Genomic DNA, 16,589 nt, shown 5'->3' on the forward strand with positions numbered 1-16,589 from the left:
GAGGAAAAATAAATAAAATCAGTATCATAGATCGCCTGAACTTTAGGCGGAAGAATGTTGATTAGGCAATTGGAAGCCGTTTGATGCCGCAGGAACAATCCCTGCGGCAATTTGTTTCTAGTGAGACGATACGGAGCCAACGAAGGCGTCGAACCGCCCTTACGAACAACGCACAAATAACCGATCACATTTCGAAAAGGAGGCTCATGTGACTCTCCTGGAACTTAAACCGAACCAGGCGGACGGCATCGCGCATGCAATTCGCCATGCATGCGAACTGCTGCCTGATCCCGCTCATATGATCGAATTCGGCGTCTTCTTCGATCCATATATCAACGGCTCGAGGGTCGTCCTCCTCGGCGAGGCGTCGCACGGCACCGCCGAGTTCTACCAGGCGCGCGCGGCAATCACCCGAAACCTTATCGAAAATCACGGTTTCAACATTATCGCCGTCGAAGCCGATTGGCCCGACGCCGAAAGGATCGACCGGCATGTGCGCCACCGGAACGTGCGAACCTACGACGCAGAGTCGTTTATACGTTTTCCCGATTGGATGTGGCGGAACGCCGAGTTCGAGCAGTTCGTCTCATGGCTGCGCAGCTACAATGAGAGCCTCGCGCCGGATCGGGGCGTCGAATTCCGCGGCTTGGATATCTACTCACTGAATAGCTCGCTCAAAGCCGTGCTCGATTACCTCCAGCGTATCGATCCCCAGGAGGCGATAGAAGCCCGCCGCCGTTATGCCTGCCTGACGCCATGGCAGGAGCGGCCCGCGGGCTATGCCCATGCCATCCTTTCCGGCGTTCAGGAGGAATGCGAACCGGCCGTCGTCGCACAGTTGCAGGAACTGCTCGCCCGCGAGCTCGATTATGCCGCCGCTGACGGCGAGGACTTTCTCGATGCAGCTCAAAATGCGCGTATCGTCGCAACCGCCGAACACTATTATCGGGCGATGTACCGGAGCGGCAACGATTCCTGGAACCTGCGCGACAAGCACATGTTCGAAACGCTCCAGAAGCTGATGGAGTATCGGCCAGATGCAAAGGCTGTCGTATGGGCCCACAATTCGCACATCGGCAATGCGGCTGCCACCGCCATGGGCTGGGACGGCCAGTTCAACATCGGTGAGCTTGCCCGGATCGCCTATGGCGAGGAGGCCCTTCTCGTGGGCTTCGGGACGGACCGCGGTACTGTGGCGGCCGCCGACGACTGGGATCAGCCGGTAAAAGTCAAGACCGTCAATCCTTCGCGTCCGGACTCTTACGAGCGTGTTTTCCGGCAGACCGCGATACCGAGATCGCTGACCGACCTGCGCGGAACCCGCGATCGGGCAGTGCGCGAGATATTGTCGGAACGACGACTTGAACGCGCCATCGGCGTTGTCTACCGGCCGGAAAGCGAATTCTACAGCCACTATTTCGAAGCGGTGCTTCCGGAACAGTTCGACTGCTACCTTTGGTTCGAAGAAACGAAAGCCGTCAATCCGCTCGCTGCCGTGCGCCCGCACGGTGTGCCCGAAACCTATCCGTTCGGATTGTGACGATGCAGAGCGCTCTCCGCTTTCACGATCGTGCCGACGCGGGCAGAAGGCTCGCCGAGGCCATTGGCGCACGAAGCGATGACCCGGTCGTGCTCGGTCTGCCGCGCGGCGGCGTGCCTGTGGCATTCGAACTCGCGCGCTGCCTGCACGCGCCGCTCGATATCCTCCTCGTCCGCAAGATCGGGGCGCCTGGCTATCCGGAATATGCCATCGGCGCTGTCGTCGACGGCAAAAATCCACAACGTGTGATGAACGAAGACGTCCTTGCCTATTGCGGCGCGTCCCTCGATTATTTCGAGAAAGAGGCAGCCCGCCAGCTCGAAGAGATAGAGAGGCGCCGAAAGGTTTACCTCGGCGATCGCCCACCGACTGATCTTGCGAACCGGAGCGTCATTCTCGTCGACGACGGCATTGCCACCGGCGCATCGGTAAAGGCTGGATTGAAGGCGCTCCGCCAGGCGGGTGCGGCCCATATCACGCTTGCAGTTCCGGTTGCGCCGCGGATGGTAATCGAGGAACTGAGGGCGCAAGTCGACGAAGTCTTCTGTCTATCCGCGCCTGAAGACCTCCAGGCGGTCAGCCTTCACTATGACGATTTCAATCAGACCAGCGATGGTGAGGTCACCGAGTTGCTTGCAAGAACTGCCTACGGCGACCTCCCGAAGGGCTGAGGCGATTAAGGGTTCAGCACCACTTCTTCACGTTCTTGCCATTCCAGTAGTGAGGGCGATCGGTATGGACCTTGATCATGCGATCCCACGAGAAACGATCTGCGCCGTTTAAGTTCAGTGTTGCGGATGCATGCACTGGCCGTGATCGGCAAGGACTTCGATGACCCGGCACTGATCCACACGGCCGTGGCCGCAGCCTTCGACCATGATCTCCAGCTCGGCTTTCAATGCCATGAGGCTGCGGATACGCTGTTCGACCTCGATGAGCCGCGCTTTGGCGATCGCATCGGCTGAAGCGCAGGATTGATCGGGATCATCCTGCAGCGCCAGCAAGGTTCGGATGGAACCGACCTCGAAGCCGAGTTCGCGGGCATGGCGGATGAAGGCAAGGCGGCGGATATCGGCAGGTTCATAGGAGCGCTGGTTGCCCTCGCTGCGGCTGGGCGCCGCCAGCAGCCCTATGCTCTCATAGTAGCGGATCGTCGGAACCTTCACCCCGCTCTGGCGGGCTGCATCGCCGATGGTGATCTTTTTCATGATTTTCCTCTTGCACCTCTAGTCGCTAGAGCATGTAGGAAGAATGCTGCTGAAGAACAAGGAAATCCGAAATGGCTGAAGCGGCTCGGGCGAAATACAAAGTTGGCGGCATGGACTGCGCATCCTGCGCGGCGAAGATAGACACGGCAGTCCGCCGCATCGCCGGCGTCGAGGAGGTTTCCGTTTCCGTGACCGCCGGCACGATGACCATCAGCCATGACGGTACCAGTGATCTGAAAGCGATCGAGAAGAAGGTGACCGGTCTCGGCTATTCGGTCGTGGCGATGCCGGCGAAGGCGCCGGATCACGATCACGCTGCGCAAGGCCATAGTCATGGTCATACCGATCATGATCACCATGGACATACTCATTCTGAAAAGGACATCACAGGGCTGCATGGCCACGACCATGGGCAGATGGGCGGCCTCTGGTGGCAAAGCAGGAAAGGGCGGCTGACGATCGCAGCCGGTGCGGCTCTTGCCGCGGCTTATGCTGCCGGGCATCTCATGCCGGCGATCGCATCCTACGCCTTTGTTGCCGCCGTGCTGATCGGTCTTGTACCGATCGCCCGCCGCGCGATCACGGCGGCACTTTCCGGAACCCCGTTTTCGATCGAGATGCTGATGACGATCGCGGCCGTCGGCGCCGTTATCATCGACGCCGGAGAGGAGGCCGCAGCCGTCGTCTTCCTCTTTCTGGTCGGCGAGTTGCTGGAAGGGGTTGCCGCCGGACGTGCTCGGGCGAGCATTCAATCGCTGACGGCGCTCGTGCCGAAGAACGCCTTGCTGGAGGAAAACGGCCAAACGCGCGAAGTGCCGGCGGAAACGCTCGCTGTTGGCTCCACCATCCTCGTCCGCCCGGGCGACCGGATTTCCGCTGACGGCGTCATCGTCTCGGGCGAAAGCGCGATCGACGAGGCGCCTGTGACGGGGGAAAGCGTTCCGGTGCGCAAAGGTACCGATGACACGGTCTTTGCCGGAACGGTGAACGGTGATGCCGCGCTCCGTATCAAGGTAACTGCGGCAAGTGCCGACAACACGATCGCCCGCGTCATCAAACTCGTCGAGGAAGCGCAAGAATCGAAGGCGCCCACCGAGCGTTTCATCGACCGCTTCTCGCGCTACTATACGCCAGGCGTCGTCGCGGCCGCGGCATTGGTCGCGATCATCCCGCCGCTCCTTTTTGATGGCGCCTGGGACGAATGGATCTACAAGGGGCTTGCGATCCTGCTGATCGGCTGCCCCTGCGCTCTGGTGATCTCGACGCCCGCTGCAATCGCCGCTTCTCTGTCGGCAGGCGCGCGGCGCGGATTGCTGATGAAGGGTGGTGCCGTGCTGGAAACGCTCGGCAAGGTCACCGCCGTCGCGCTCGATAAAACCGGTACGCTGACCGAAGGTAAGCCGAGGGTGACCGACATCGTGCCTTTCGAATTGACGGGGGCTCAAGTGCTTTCGCGCACGGCCGTCCTGGAAAGAAACTCCAGCCACCCTCTCGCACTGGCGATCCTCGATCGCGCAAAGAGCGACAAGGTACCCGTACCGCCGGCCTTTGAGGTGGAAGCCATTCCCGGCAAGGGCATGACCGGCCGCGTCGGCGGTGAAAGGCTCGATCTTCTCTCTCCTTCTGCCGCTCGCGCGACGGGCGCCCTGACGGCCGAACAGGACGAGCGCATCGCTGCATTGAACGAACAGGGCAAAAGCGTATCGGTTCTCCTCGTCGACGGCAAAGCCGCCGGTTTCATCGCCATGCGCGACGAGCCGCGCGGGGACGCAAAAGCCGGCCTCAAGATGCTGACCGATGCCGGGGTCCGGATCGTCATGCTGACCGGCGACAACGAGAGCACAGCAAAGGCGATCGGTGAACAGCTTGGTATCGATGTCCGAGCCGAACTCATGCCCGGAGACAAGCAGCGTATTGTCGGCGAACTGAAGCGCGAAGGCTTCATTGTCGCCAAAGTCGGCGACGGCATCAACGACGCCCCTGCCCTGGCGGCCGCAGATGTCGGCATCGCCATGGGAGGCGGCACGGACGTAGCGCTGGAGACCGCGGATGCGGCGGTCTTGCACGGCCGCGTCGGCGACGTGGCGGCGATGATCGAGCTTTCCAAGCGGACGATGCGTAACATCTTCGAAAACATCGCCATCGCGCTTGGCCTGAAGGCGGTCTTCCTCGTCACGACCGTCATCGGCCTCACCGGCCTCTGGCCCGCAATCCTCGCCGATACGGGCGCAACAGTGCTGGTGACACTCAATGCGCTGCGGCTGCTACGTCCAGTGCGATAGCGAGCCAACCATAGCTTGTGATGAATTTTCGATGACACGGGAACCATGTTGCCGTCCGCGCATTCCCGCATTCGGGCTGTATTCGTCGAATGCGGCGCCCGGGCAAATCTCGATGGGGAGGATATCATGGATCGCAGAAATCTTACGGCATTGCTCGGCATACTTGCCGTCGCCGGCTACCAGAACCGCGACAAAATCGCCGCAGCACTCCGCGAACTCACGCAAGGCGGCGCACAGCCGCAAACTGCCGGCACGGAGCCCGGCGGAGTGCCCTCGCAATCTTCTGGAGGAGGCTTGGGCGGACTTCTCGGCGGCCTTGCAGGCGGTGGTCTTGGTGACCTCGTCAAGGGCGGCTCCGCCGGCGGTATCCTGAGTGGCGGCCTTGGCGGCCTACTCGATCAGTTCACCAAGAACGGCTATGGCGAAACGGCGGATTCATGGGTATCGCCCGGCGCGAACAAGCCGATCGACGACCGGCAGCTCTCGCAAGCGCTCGGCGCGGACGTTCTCGAAGAACTTTCTGCAAAGACGGGCTTGCGTGAGGATGAAATCCTCAAACGCCTTTCAAAAGACCTACCGAAGGCCGTCGATGACCTGACACCACAAGGTCAGATTCCGAACAGCGCCAACTTTTCGATCTGATTGAAAGCTTTGCCCGGCGCAGTCCCCCGCGCCGGGCATTCGCATTCTTCCTTGGGAGGAAATCTTAATCGACCGCGAAGACCAAGGGCTTGGCCTGGCGGATTGCCCGGTGGGCCGTCAGCTTCGCGAGAACGTCGTCGCCGATCGGACCATCGACATAGAGGAGCGCGATCGCATCACCACCCTGCTTGTCGCGGCCGAGCTGGAAGTTGGCGATGTTCACACCGGCTTCCCCGAGCGTCGTGCCAATGAAGCCGATCATGCCGGGAACGTCGGTGTTGGCAATATAGACCATGTGGCTGCCGACATCGGCATCGAGGTTGATGCCCTTGATCTGGATGAAGCGCGGCTTGCCGTCGGAGAAGACGGTACCGGCGATCGAGCGCGTCATGTTTTCGGTCGTCACCGTGAGCTTGATGTAGCCGTCGAAGACGCCGGTCTTGTCGCGCTTGACCTCGGAGAGCACGATGCCCTTTTCCTTGATCATGATCGGGGCCGAAACCATGTTGACGTCGGCAACCTGCGTGCGGATCAGACCGGCAAGCAGCGCGCTCGTCAGCGCCCGGGTATTCATGTTCGCCGTGGCGCCGTCGTAGAGGATCTCGATTTCCTTAATCGGCTCCTCGGTGACCTGGCCGACGAAGGCGCCGAGAACGTCGGCGAGCCTGATGAACGGCTTCAGGATCGGCGCTTCTTCAGCCGTGATCGACGGCATGTTGATAGCGTTGGAAACGGCACCCTTGACCAGGTAGTCCGCCATCTGCTCGGCAACCTGCAGGGCGACGTTTTCCTGCGCTTCCGTGGTCGACGCACCGAGATGCGGCGTGCAGACGACGTTTGGCAGACCGAAGAGCGGGCTTTCTTTGGCGGGCTCGACCTCGAAAACATCGAAGGCAGCACCGGCGACATGGCCGGACTTGATCGCGTCTGCAAGCGCAGCCTCATCGACGAGACCGCCGCGGGCGCAGTTGATGATGCGCACACCCGGCTTCGTCTTCGCCAGTGCGTCCCTGTTGAGGATGCCGCGCGTCTTGTCCGTCATCGGCACATGCAGCGTGATGAAGTCAGCCTTGGCAAGCAGTTCGTCGAGCTCGACCTTGACAACGCCCATTTCCTCAGCGCGCTCCTTGGACAGGAACGGGTCGTAGGCGAGAACGTGCATCTTGAGACCAATGGCGCGAGCGCAGACGATCGAGCCAATGTTGCCGGCACCGATAACGCCAAGCGTCTTGCCGGTGATTTCGACACCCATGAACTTCGACTTCTCCCACTTGCCGGCCTGCGTCGAGGCATCAGCCTGCGGTAGCTGGCGGGCAACGGCGAACATCAGTGCGATTGCGTGTTCGGCGGTCGTGATGGAGTTGCCGAAGGGCGTGTTCATGACGATGATGCCGCGGCGCGAGGCAGCCGGGATATCGACATTGTCGACACCGATGCCGGCGCGCCCAATGACCTTGAGGTTGGTCGCGGCTGCAATCAGCTTTTCCGTCGCCTTTGTGGCGGAGCGGATGGCAAGACCGTCATAGTTGCCGATGATTTCGGCGAGCTTGTCCTTGTCCTTGCCGAGTTGCGGCTGGAAATCGACTTCGACGCCGCGGTCGCGGAAGATCTGGACGGCGGTTTCCGACAATTCGTCGGATACGAGAACGCGAGGTGCCATTGGGGGCTTCCTTCAAAAGTGTTCAGCGATGATAAATGAATGCGGAGGCCCCGCTCAGTGAGCGGAGCCGGATGCGATCACGTCAGGCAGCAGCCTGGGAAAGCGTCGCCTTCTGCGTCTCGAAGGCCCAGGAGATCCAGGGCATCAGCTTCTGCATGTCGGCGGTTTCGATCGTGGCGCCTGCCCAGATACGGAGGCCCGAGGGCGCGTCGCGATAATGGCCGATGTCGTAGGCGACACCTTCCTTCTCGAGCAGCGAGACGATGCCCTTGGCAAAATTCGCCTGGCCGTCGGCGTCGAGTGCCGCAACATCCTTGTCGACGATCTTCAGGCAGACCGACGTGTTAGACGCGGTCTCCGGCTTCACCGCCAGGTTGGCGATCCAGTCGTTGGCCGCAACGAAATCGGCTATGACCTTGGCATTCGCATCGGCACGCGCCATCAGCGCCCTGAGACCGCCGAGCTGCTTTGCCCAAAAAAGTGCATCGAGATAGTCCTCGACGCAGAGCATCGAAGGCGTGTTGATCGTCTCGCCCTGAAAAATGCCTTCGGAGAGCTTTCCGCCGGAAGTCATGCGGAAGATCTTCGGCAGCGGCCAGGCCGGCGTATAGGTCAGCAGGCGCTCAACCGCGCGCGGTGAAAGGATGATGACACCATGCGCGCCCTCGCCGCCGAGAACCTTCTGCCAGGAAAAGGTGACGACATCGAGCTTGGCGAAATCGAGGTTCTGCGCAAAAGCGGCAGACGTCGCGTCGCAGATCGTCAGTCCCTTGCGGTCGGCCGGGATGAAATCACCGTTCGGAACGCGAACGCCCGAGGTGGTACCGTTCCAGGTGAAGACCACGTCGCGGTCGAAATCGACGGAGGCAAGGTCTGGCAGCTCGCCGTAACCGGCTTCGAGCTTGCGGACGTCCTTGAGCTTCAGTTGCTTGACGACATCGGTGACCCAGCCGGCGCCGAAGCTTTCCCAGGCGAGCATGTCGACGCCGCGCTCACCGAGCAGCGACCAGAGCGCCATTTCAACGGCGCCGGTATCGGAAGCCGGAACGATGCCGATGCGGTAATCCGCCGGCACTTCCAGGACTTCGCGGGTAAGATCGATGGCTTGCTTCAGCTTTGCCTTGCCGACTTTCGCGCGGTGCGAACGGCCGAGAGCCGCGTCAGAAAGGGCATCGAGCGTCCAACCGGGGCGCTTTGAGCAGGGGCCAGAAGAGAAATGAGTATTTTGCGGACGTACGTCCGGCTTTGCGGTCTTCGCCATGTGCTATCCTTCCAGATAGATAGCTCCTCGTTGGGGAGGAGTGTCCCGCCGCCGTGGATATAGATGACGCGCATTATAGTCAACGTGGAAGTGTCGCATCCGGAGGATTTTTTGACGCAGGCGCGATCAAGACCGCTTCATCCATACGGGGGCCGACAGGGGGAGAACGACCCGAAGAAGGCTGTCCTATGCTATGTGCGATAAGATATCGGCAGTCCCAGCTTTCGACCTGAAGACCCGCGTAGGCGCACTTGATGCGCAGACAATGGCACACCTCGAAAGTAGACTTCTGAACGTACTCGATCTGCACCCATGACGAAAAAAGCCGCCCCAACGGGCGGCTTTCGATCAGTAGCTGAGACTGCGGATCACTTGTAGACCGACGGCTGCAGCGGAATTTCCGGCGGCGGCTCGTAGCTTGCCTGCTGGCAACCGCCGAAGAGGTAACGGGCGCCGACGCGGGCTTCATGAACATTGAAGCCCTTGTCCCGGCCAGGACCACCATTGCTCGCGTAACCGAACATGCTGCCGCCGTCGACATGCAGGAAGCGATAGCCGACATCCGCCTTGACATTACAAGTGACGTCGATCGAGGCGCCGGCCATCAGCGCGTAGCTGAAGCGCCAGTTGCCGCGGCCGCCATGGATCACTTCGTCATCGCAACCGCCGCCATCATCCTGGCAGGAGACGTTACGAAGGTTTTTCCATTTGACATAGGTACCGCCGATACCACCGCCGACATAAGGCGTGAAGACGCCGTAAGTGCCGAGGTCGACATAGGCATTCGCCATCAGCGTCCAGGCCGTGAGCGACGAGACGTCGCGAGACGTGCAGGCCTCGAGTGGGGCGCCGCACAGGCCGGTCGTTGAGCCGCGGAAATCAGCCTTGGTCAGGTAGTCGAGCGTGAGGTCGGTGCGGAAGTAATTGTTGATCTGATAACCAACGCCGCCGCCGACCGTCCAGGAGTCGCGTAGCTCGGCGTTGTCGAAATCGACCTCATTGGCGTTGCTTCCCTGGAAGTAGCGGGCCCCGCGCATGTCGGTGAAGCCGTAGCCGACATCGCCGCGCAGATACCAGCCGGTCGATTCAGTCACCGTGACTTCCGGCGGCATTTCCGGCGCGGGCTCGATAGGAGCGAGATCGGCGGCGAAAGCATTTGATGTGACAAGCAATGCGGCAAAGATGCCGGACAAGCTTCTTTTCATGATCCACTCCAAAATCCAGTTGCATCGGCAGAGCGGCCCCCCTGCCAATCTGATAGGCTTTGCATGGATAATGAATTGGAAACGTTAAAAGCTGCTTAACTGTAAAAATTAACTACGTTTTTTGCCAAGCAACATGGCTGAGCAACCCGTTGAATTTAACGGAAACATGTCGGAGCCAAACAATTCTTCGATCTTCTAAAGTTCGACAAGTGATCGCGTCAGAGGCCCACACTGGAGAAGGTCAGCCGCGTGAAGATCGTATAGTTCGATTCCGAGACCATCATCGCGACGAAGACAAGCACCAGAACCGGCGGCACCAGGATTGCATAGACAAGTGCCAGCCGCTCCCAAGCCATGTGCATGAAGATGGCGACGATCAGTCCTGCCTTCAGCACCATGAAGAACAGGATCAGGAACCACCGCGCATAGCCCTGGATGCCGAAATAGTCGACCAGGTACGAGAAGGTGCTGAGGACGAAGAGCAACCCCCAGACCAGGAGATAGAGCTTGACGGGGTGTTGTTGTCCGGAATGCGTTTGCGCATGTGCCATGGCAGTCCTCACCACAAATAGAAGAATGCGAAGATGAACACCCAGACGAGATCGACGAAGTGCCAGTAGAGACCCATGATCTCGACGATCTCGTAATCACCCTTGCGGCTGGTAAAAAAGCCCCGCCGCTCCGTCTCGAAATCACCGCGCCAGACCTTGCGGGCGACGATCAGAAGGAAGATCACGCCGAAAGTGACATGGGTGCCGTGGAATCCGGTGATCATGAAGAACGACGAACCGAATTGCGCCGCACCCCAGGGATTCTCCCAGGGCCGTACGCCTTCCGAGATAAGTTTCGTCCATTCGAACGCCTGCATACCGACGAATGTCGCGCCGAGAACCGCTGTCAACAGCATCAGGGCGGCCGTCCGGCCGCGTTCGCGGCGATATCCAAAATTGACAGCCATCGCCATCGTGCCGGAACTGCTGATGAGGACGAAGGTCATGATGGCGATCAGGATCAGCGGCAATTCCTGCCCACCGATATTAAGTGCGAAGACCTCGCTGGGATTCGGCCAATCGACAGGCGTAGACATGCGCGCAGTCATATAGGCAAGCAGAAAGCAGCCGAAGACGAAGGTGTCGCTGAGGAGGAAGATCCACATCATGGCCTTCCCCCACGAGACGTTCTTGAACGCCCGCTGGTCGGAAGAGAGATCGGCCGCGATCCCACGCAGGCCTTCGGGCCGCTGGAGTGTTCCGCCGGTTTGCGCTTGCGTATATTCAGCCATCCTTCATCCCTCACGAAATCAGCTGGCGGCAGAGATCGACGAAATCATTCGCCCAGCCGGCAAAGAGTGCGAAGAGAACCACCCAGACGAAAAGCATGAAATGCCAGTAGACGGCGCAGAGCTCGAGGCTGAGGTGCAGCCTGCGGGCAGGGAAACGACTGTCGAAGGCCCTGCCCGTCGTGCGGCCGAGCACCGCCAGACCGCCCAGAATGTGCAGGCCGTGCAGGCCGGTCAGCATGTAGAAGAAGCTGTTGGCAGGATTGTCGGCAAGCACGTAACCGGCCGCCGCCAGCTCCCGCCACGCCATCACCTGTCCACCGAGAAAGAGGAATGCCGTCGCCAACCCCAAAAGGAGCGCAACCCGCATGATGTCGCTACGACCGCGGCGTGCCTCGACCTTTGCCCATTCGAGCGCGACGCTGCTGAGCGCAAGCGCGGCGGTGTTGACCCAGAGCAGTCGGGGAATGGGCGTCGCCCACCAGTCGGCTGCCGCCATGCGCATGAAGTAGGCGCTAATCAGAAGCGCAAAGAGCGCGCCAACTACGGCGAGGAAAATGCCGAGGCCGACCCTTGCGGGCGCGATCGGCAACCGCTTTTCGCCAGCCGACTCGATCACCAGTCCCGCTTCCAGCCACGGCTTGGATGTAAGCCGGTGCTGGGTCATCCACCAGAGGACGATGACGGCGATGACCGCCAGGAAGATCATCATGACGCTCATGAAGCTGCTCCCGCCGCCGTCCGGGCGGTGCCCGGATCATTCTGCGCAATGAAGTCCTGGCTATTGCCCGGCACGCTGTAATCATACGCCCAACGGTAGACCACCGGCAGTTCCTTGCCCCAGTTGCCATGCACCGGCGGGGTCTGCGGCGTCTGCCATTCCAGCGTTGTCGCACGCCACGGATTGCCGCCGGCTTCCCGGCCCCTGAAAAGGCTCCAGACCAGATTGAACAGGAAGACGATCTGCGCTGCCCCGACAATCAGCGCGGCAGCGGTGATGAATACGTTCAGCGTATCGGCGGACGGCGGAACGAAAGCCGTCTCGCCCATCTCGTAATAGCGGCGCGGCACGCCCACCAGGCCGAGATAGTGCATGGGAAAGAAGATCGCATAGGTGCCGATGAACGTGGTCCAGAAATGGATGTGCCCCAGCGTCTCGTCCAGCATGCGTCCGGTCACCTTCGGATACCAATGATAGATCGCGCCGAAAATGACCAGGATCGGTGCCACGCCCATCACCATGTGGAAATGCGCCACGACGAACATCGTATCGGACAGCGGCACGTCGACGACCACATTGCCGAGGAACAGCCCCGTCAGGCCGCCATTGACGAAAGTCAGAATGAAGGCGAGCGCAAAAAGCATCGGCAGCGTCAGGTGGATATCGCCGCGCCAGAGCGTCAGCACCCAGTTATAGACCTTGATGGCGGTCGGCACCGCAATGATGAGCGTCGTGACGGCAAAGAAGAACCCGAAATTCGGGTTCATGCCGCTGACATACATGTGATGCGCCCAGACGATGAAGCTGAGCGCCCCGATGATCAAGATCGCCCAGACCATCATGCGGTAGCCGAAGATATTCTTTCGCGCATGCGTGCTAATGAGATCGGAGACGATCCCGAAGGCGGGAAGCGCCACGATATAGACCTCGGGATGACCGAAGAACCAGAAGAGATGCTGGAAAAGGATCGGACTGCCGCCACCCTGCTGCAGCTGCGTGCCCATCTCCACGATGGCAGGCATGAAGAAGCTTGTCCCGAGCAGCCGGTCGAACAGCATCATCACGGCGGCAACGAAAAGTGCGGGAAAGGCAAGCAGCGCCATGACCGTCGCGGTGAAAATTCCCCAGACCGTCAGCGGCATGCGCATCAGCGTCATGCCGCGCGCGCGTCCCTGCAGCACGGTCACGACATAATTCAGGCCGCCCATCGTGAAGCCGATGATGAACAGGATCAGCGACGACAGCATGAGAATGATGCCCCAGTCCTGCCCCCCCGGCGTGCCCGAAAGAATGGATTGCGGCGGATAGAGCGTCCAGCCGGCCCCGGTTGGTCCGCCGGGCGCGAAAAATCCGGCGACGAGCACCAGCACGGCGAGCAAATAAATCCAGTAACTCAGCATGTTGGCATAGGGAAACACCATGTCCCTGGCGCCGAGCATCAGGGGAATGAGGTAGTTGCCGAATCCGCCGAGAAACAGTGCGGTGAGAAGATAGATCACCATGATCATGCCATGCATGGTGATGAATTGGTAATAGTGCTCCGCGTCGATGAAAGCGAAGTAACCGGGAAAGGCAAGCTGCAGGCGCATCAACCAGGACAGGACGAGCGCCACGAAACCGATCGCCATCGCCGTCACCGAGTATTGGACGGCAATAATCTTGGCATCCTGGCTGAAGACATATTTCGTCCACCAGCTCTTCGGATGGTAAAGTTCCACATCTTCGACTTCTGCAGGCGGGATGACCTCCCCGGCGCCCGATCGAATATCGACCATGATATGTCCGTCCTCCCTGTTCCTCCGATAGGCTATTGCGCCTGTTCTGCCGACTGCGCTTCCCCCGATGCCAGCATCTGCGTGAATGTCGTCTGGTCCGCCAGCCAGGCCTGGTAGGCGACCTCCTCATCGACCATGACCGTCCCGCGCATTTGCGGATGCCCGACGCCGCACAGCTCGGCGCAAAGGATTTCGAACGTTCCCGTGCGCGTCGGCGTAAACCAGAAATAGGTCACCATGCCGGGGATCATATCCATCTTTGCCCGGAACTCAGGCACGTAGAAATCGTGAACGACGTCGATCGAACGAAGCAGGACCTTGACCGGTTTGCCGATCGGCAGGTGCAATTCACCTCCCTCAACGATCACGTCATCGAGCCCTGCGGTGTCGTTCTTGTTCAGGCCAAGGGGATTTTCCGGATTGATCTCACGGGTATCGGATTTTCCCAGCCGTCCGTCTGCGCCCGGCATCCGGAAACTCCACTGCCACTGCTGAGCGACGACCTCGATCTGGTGCGCATCGGCGGGCACGGTGATGAACTGGTTCCACACGACGAGCCCGGGCGCGAGCATCGCGGCAACCCCGACGGCGGTCACCACCGCAAGCCATATCTCCAGCCGCCTGTTTTCCGGCTCGTAGGCGGCCTGGTTTCCGGGTTTGTGCCGGAACCGGAACACGCAATAGGCCATGAAGGAACCCACCGCCACGAACACCAGACCGGTGATCGCAAAGGTGATCATCAGGGTGTTGTCGATGTAGCTCCAGTTGGAGGCGATCGGCGTCCACCACCATGGGCTCAGCAAATGGAACACGACGGATCCCACGACCAGCAGAACCAGAACCAGCACGATAGCCATTGCCTGCTCCTTGAACCGTGACTTGCCACAGGGCGAAATCCGCAATCCGTCGGTGTATTTTTAGCATTATCTCACGAACAAGTCGTGTGGACAATGACGACGGCGAAAGCGACGCTGCGGTGACCGTCAGGGATTCGCATCACATCTATTGGGAAAACTGCTTCAGGTAAGCGATGAGATTGTTGATCTCGCTGTCGTCCTTCAGCCCGGCGAACACCATCTTCGTTCCCTTTACCTTTCCCTTGGGATCGTGGAGATAGTCGCGCAGTGTTGCCTCGTCCCAAACGAGCCCGCCCTCGCCTGCTTTCTTCATTGCCGGAGAATAGCTGAAATTCGGATGCGTCGCCGCCTTCCTGCCAAGGATCCGGTTCAGCGACGGACCGACCTTGTTCTTGTCCGTCTCGGCCACATGACATACGGCGCATTTTTTGAAAACAGTAGCGCCCGCCGTGGCATCGCCCTCCTGGGCATTCACGCCAAAAGCAGGAAGCATGGCAACACATAAGCCGGCTAAAAGAACGCGATACCGCATGACAACCCAATCCTCCCAGGTTGCCTGAAACGACGGCCGGCGCCATCTTTCTATCGCAATATGGCTTGCCGTGTTGTCGCCGCTGCAGGCGGGTGACACTTGTGCGATCAAGAAAAAGCTATGCCTCCACGCCGATAAGTCAATTCATCCAATAAGATTGTGCTGAAGCGAATGACGCGGGCATAAAAAAAAGCCGGCGCATTGGCGCCGGCTGTGATCGATCATCGAAGGCAGAACTAAGCGGCGGTACGGACGCCCGAGATCGTGCCGATCAGCTCGTTGACAATGCGCTCGATCTGCGCCCGGTCGTCGCCTTCCGCCATGACGCGGATCAGCGGTTCGGTGCCGGAGGGGCGGATGACGAGGCGGCCGTTCTTGGAAAGCTCGGCTTCCGCATCGGCGATTGCCTGCTGCACCTGTGGGTCTTCCAGCGGCTTGCCGCCGGAAATGCGGACATTGCGCAGAAGCTGCGGCACCGGCTCGAAGCGGCGGCAGACTTCGCTGACGGTCTTGCCAGTGCGCTTGACGGCAGCAAGAATCTGCAGCGCGGCAACAAGGCCATCGCCGGTCGTGCCGTAGTCCGAGAGCACGATATGCCCGGACTGTTCGCCGCCGACGTTGAAATTGTGCTGGCGCATGTGCTCGACGACATAGCGGTCGCCGACCTTGGTGCGGGCAAGACCCATCCCCTTGCCTTCGAGAAAGCGTTCGAGGCCGAGGTTCGACATCACGGTCGCAACGATGCCGTTGCCGCGAAGCTGCTGGTTCTCCGCCCAGGTTTCGGCGATCACCGCCATGAGCTGGTCGCCGTCGATCATCGTGCCGTTTTCATCCACGATGATGACCCGATCGGCGTCGCCATCGAGCGCGATACCGATATCGGCCCGCACTTCGTCGACCTTCTTCTGCAGAGCGACGGGGCTGGTGGAACCGCAGTTGAGATTGATGTTGATGCCGTTCGGCTCGTTGCCGATCGTAACGACATCGGCGCCGAGTTCCCAAAGCACGGCCGGTGCCACTTTATAGGCGGCACCATTGGCGCAGTCGATCGCAATCCTCAGGCCCTGCAGCGTGACATCGCGCGGCAGCGTGCGCTTCGCATGCTCGATGTAGCGGTCATGCACGCCATCGATGCGCTTGGCACGGCCGATGTCGTCAGATTTGGCAAGTTGCGTGTGGAGATCCTTCTCCATCAAGTCTTCGATCTGTATTTCGATATCGTCGGAAAGCTTGTAGCCGTCGGGGCCGAAGAGCTTGATGCCATTGTCCTCGTATGGATTGTGCGAGGCGGAAATCATGACGCCGATATCGGCACGCAGCGAACGTGTCAGCATGGCGACGGCGGGCGTCGGAATCGGGCCAAGAACGAATGCATCGAGACCTGCGGCCGTGAAGCCCGCCACCATGGCATTTTCCAGCATATAGCCGGAGAGACGCGTGTCTTTGCCGATGACCACGCGATGGCGGTGATTGCCGCGGCGGAAGATCGTACCGACTGCAATGCCGACCCGCATCGCCAGATCCGGCGTCATCGGGAAGATATTCGACTGCCCGCGAATGCCGTCTGTGCCGAAGTAACGTCTTTTCATATGCTCCCCTATGCTTTCAGCGCGCCAAGAAGGCAGCG

General features: G+C 60.2%; 15 protein-coding genes. 4 read left to right on the forward strand and 11 right to left on the reverse strand.

The features are described 5' to 3' along the window. The first annotated feature begins 208 nt into the window (after window positions 1-208). Both QA644_RS15615 and QA644_RS15620 read left to right on the forward strand, forming a co-directional pair. Window positions 209-1,540, forward strand: coding sequence for an erythromycin esterase family protein (locus QA644_RS15615; protein ID WP_283069421.1), 1,332 nt, complete (start codon window positions 209-211; stop codon window positions 1,538-1,540). 2 nt (window positions 1,541-1,542) lie between these two features. Then, window positions 1,543-2,211: a phosphoribosyltransferase gene (locus tag QA644_RS15620; RefSeq protein ID WP_239597085.1), complete on the forward strand. Its 669-nt coding sequence runs from the start codon at window positions 1,543-1,545 to the stop codon at window positions 2,209-2,211. Between the two features lie 114 nt (window positions 2,212-2,325). On the opposite strand, the gene QA644_RS15625 is transcribed toward QA644_RS15620, so the two are convergent. Beyond that, a complete protein-coding gene (locus QA644_RS15625; RefSeq protein WP_283069423.1) occupies window positions 2,326-2,748 on the reverse strand; it encodes a helix-turn-helix domain-containing protein in 423 nt (140 codons plus the stop codon). Between the two features lie 71 nt (window positions 2,749-2,819). On the opposite strand from QA644_RS15625, the gene QA644_RS15630 reads away from it, so the two are divergent. Both QA644_RS15630 and QA644_RS15635 read left to right on the forward strand, forming a co-directional pair. Then, a complete protein-coding gene (locus QA644_RS15630; RefSeq protein WP_283069425.1) occupies window positions 2,820-5,030 on the forward strand; it encodes a heavy metal translocating P-type ATPase in 2,211 nt (736 codons plus the stop codon). A 126-nt stretch (window positions 5,031-5,156) separates the two neighbouring features. Further along, window positions 5,157-5,672 (forward strand): YidB family protein, encoded by a 516-nt coding sequence (locus QA644_RS15635; RefSeq protein ID WP_283069427.1) that lies wholly within the window; start codon window positions 5,157-5,159, stop codon window positions 5,670-5,672. A 64-nt stretch (window positions 5,673-5,736) separates the two neighbouring features. Here the strand turns inward: QA644_RS15635 and serA are convergent, their stop codons facing one another. The 10 genes from serA to glmM form a co-directional block, all read right to left on the reverse strand. Beyond that, entirely contained in the window at window positions 5,737-7,332 is a 1,596-nt protein-coding gene (gene serA / locus QA644_RS15640) for a phosphoglycerate dehydrogenase (RefSeq protein ID WP_283069429.1), read from the reverse strand. A gap of 82 nt (window positions 7,333-7,414) precedes the next feature. Next, complete coding sequence (locus QA644_RS15645; protein ID WP_194728129.1) at window positions 7,415-8,593, reverse strand: phosphoserine transaminase; 1,179 nt, start codon at window positions 8,591-8,593, stop codon at window positions 7,415-7,417. A 368-nt stretch (window positions 8,594-8,961) separates the two neighbouring features. After that, window positions 8,962-9,798: an outer membrane protein gene (locus QA644_RS15650; RefSeq protein WP_239597078.1), complete on the reverse strand. Its 837-nt coding sequence runs from the start codon at window positions 9,796-9,798 to the stop codon at window positions 8,962-8,964. Window positions 9,799-10,016: 218 nt separating this feature from the next. Continuing rightward, window positions 10,017-10,349 (reverse strand): cytochrome C oxidase subunit IV family protein, encoded by a 333-nt coding sequence (locus QA644_RS15655; protein ID WP_283069432.1) that lies wholly within the window; start codon window positions 10,347-10,349, stop codon window positions 10,017-10,019. An 8-nt stretch (window positions 10,350-10,357) separates the two neighbouring features. Next, the gene (locus QA644_RS15660) at window positions 10,358-11,080 is read right to left on the reverse strand and encodes a heme-copper oxidase subunit III family protein (RefSeq protein ID WP_283069434.1); all 723 of its coding nucleotides are present in this window, start codon (window positions 11,078-11,080) and stop codon (window positions 10,358-10,360) included. 10 nt (window positions 11,081-11,090) lie between these two features. Continuing rightward, complete coding sequence (locus QA644_RS15665) at window positions 11,091-11,798, reverse strand: cytochrome c oxidase subunit 3 (RefSeq protein WP_239597073.1); 708 nt, start codon at window positions 11,796-11,798, stop codon at window positions 11,091-11,093. Then, on the reverse strand, window positions 11,795-13,573 hold the full coding sequence (gene ctaD / locus QA644_RS15670) for a cytochrome c oxidase subunit I (RefSeq protein WP_239597071.1): 1,779 nt from the start codon (window positions 13,571-13,573) through the stop codon (window positions 11,795-11,797). Before ctaD ends, QA644_RS15665 begins: the two co-directional genes overlap by 4 nt. A 32-nt stretch (window positions 13,574-13,605) precedes the next feature. Then, entirely contained in the window at window positions 13,606-14,430 is an 825-nt protein-coding gene (locus QA644_RS15675) for a cytochrome c oxidase subunit II (protein ID WP_283069436.1), read from the reverse strand. 145 nt (window positions 14,431-14,575) lie between these two features. Continuing rightward, window positions 14,576-14,962 carry a cytochrome c family protein gene (locus QA644_RS15680; RefSeq protein WP_283069437.1) on the reverse strand — a complete coding sequence of 129 codons (387 nt, stop codon included), beginning with the start codon at window positions 14,960-14,962 and terminating at the stop codon, window positions 14,576-14,578. A 236-nt stretch (window positions 14,963-15,198) separates the two neighbouring features. Continuing rightward, on the reverse strand, window positions 15,199-16,551 hold the full coding sequence (gene glmM / locus QA644_RS15685) for a phosphoglucosamine mutase (protein ID WP_283069439.1): 1,353 nt from the start codon (window positions 16,549-16,551) through the stop codon (window positions 15,199-15,201). Between the last annotated feature and the right edge of the window lie 38 nt (window positions 16,552-16,589).

This window comes from Rhizobium sp. CC1099 (assembly GCF_029714385.1).
Classification (GTDB): domain Bacteria; phylum Pseudomonadota; class Alphaproteobacteria; order Rhizobiales; family Rhizobiaceae; genus Rhizobium.

Coding starts and splice junctions, on each gene's coding strand:
- QA644_RS15620 (WP_239597085.1), top strand. CDS start 1,543: ATGCAGAGCGCTCTCCGCTTTCACGATCGTGCCGACGCGGGCAGAAGG.
- QA644_RS15625 (WP_283069423.1), bottom strand. CDS start 2,748: ATGAAAAAGATCACCATCGGCGATGCAGCCCGCCAGAGCGGGGTGAAG.
- QA644_RS15630 (WP_283069425.1), top strand. CDS start 2,820: ATGGCTGAAGCGGCTCGGGCGAAATACAAAGTTGGCGGCATGGACTGC.
- QA644_RS15635 (WP_283069427.1), top strand. CDS start 5,157: ATGGATCGCAGAAATCTTACGGCATTGCTCGGCATACTTGCCGTCGCC.
- serA (WP_283069429.1), bottom strand. CDS start 7,332: ATGGCACCTCGCGTTCTCGTATCCGACGAATTGTCGGAAACCGCCGTC.
- QA644_RS15645 (WP_194728129.1), bottom strand. CDS start 8,593: ATGGCGAAGACCGCAAAGCCGGACGTACGTCCGCAAAATACTCATTTC.
- QA644_RS15650 (WP_239597078.1), bottom strand. CDS start 9,798: ATGAAAAGAAGCTTGTCCGGCATCTTTGCCGCATTGCTTGTCACATCA.
- QA644_RS15655 (WP_283069432.1), bottom strand. CDS start 10,349: ATGGCACATGCGCAAACGCATTCCGGACAACAACACCCCGTCAAGCTC.
- QA644_RS15660 (WP_283069434.1), bottom strand. CDS start 11,080: ATGGCTGAATATACGCAAGCGCAAACCGGCGGAACACTCCAGCGGCCC.
- QA644_RS15665 (WP_239597073.1), bottom strand. CDS start 11,798: ATGAGCGTCATGATGATCTTCCTGGCGGTCATCGCCGTCATCGTCCTC.
- ctaD (WP_239597071.1), bottom strand. CDS start 13,573: ATGGTCGATATTCGATCGGGCGCCGGGGAGGTCATCCCGCCTGCAGAA.
- QA644_RS15675 (WP_283069436.1), bottom strand. CDS start 14,430: ATGGCTATCGTGCTGGTTCTGGTTCTGCTGGTCGTGGGATCCGTCGTG.
- QA644_RS15680 (WP_283069437.1), bottom strand. CDS start 14,962: ATGCGGTATCGCGTTCTTTTAGCCGGCTTATGTGTTGCCATGCTTCCT.
- glmM (WP_283069439.1), bottom strand. CDS start 16,551: ATGAAAAGACGTTACTTCGGCACAGACGGCATTCGCGGGCAGTCGAAT.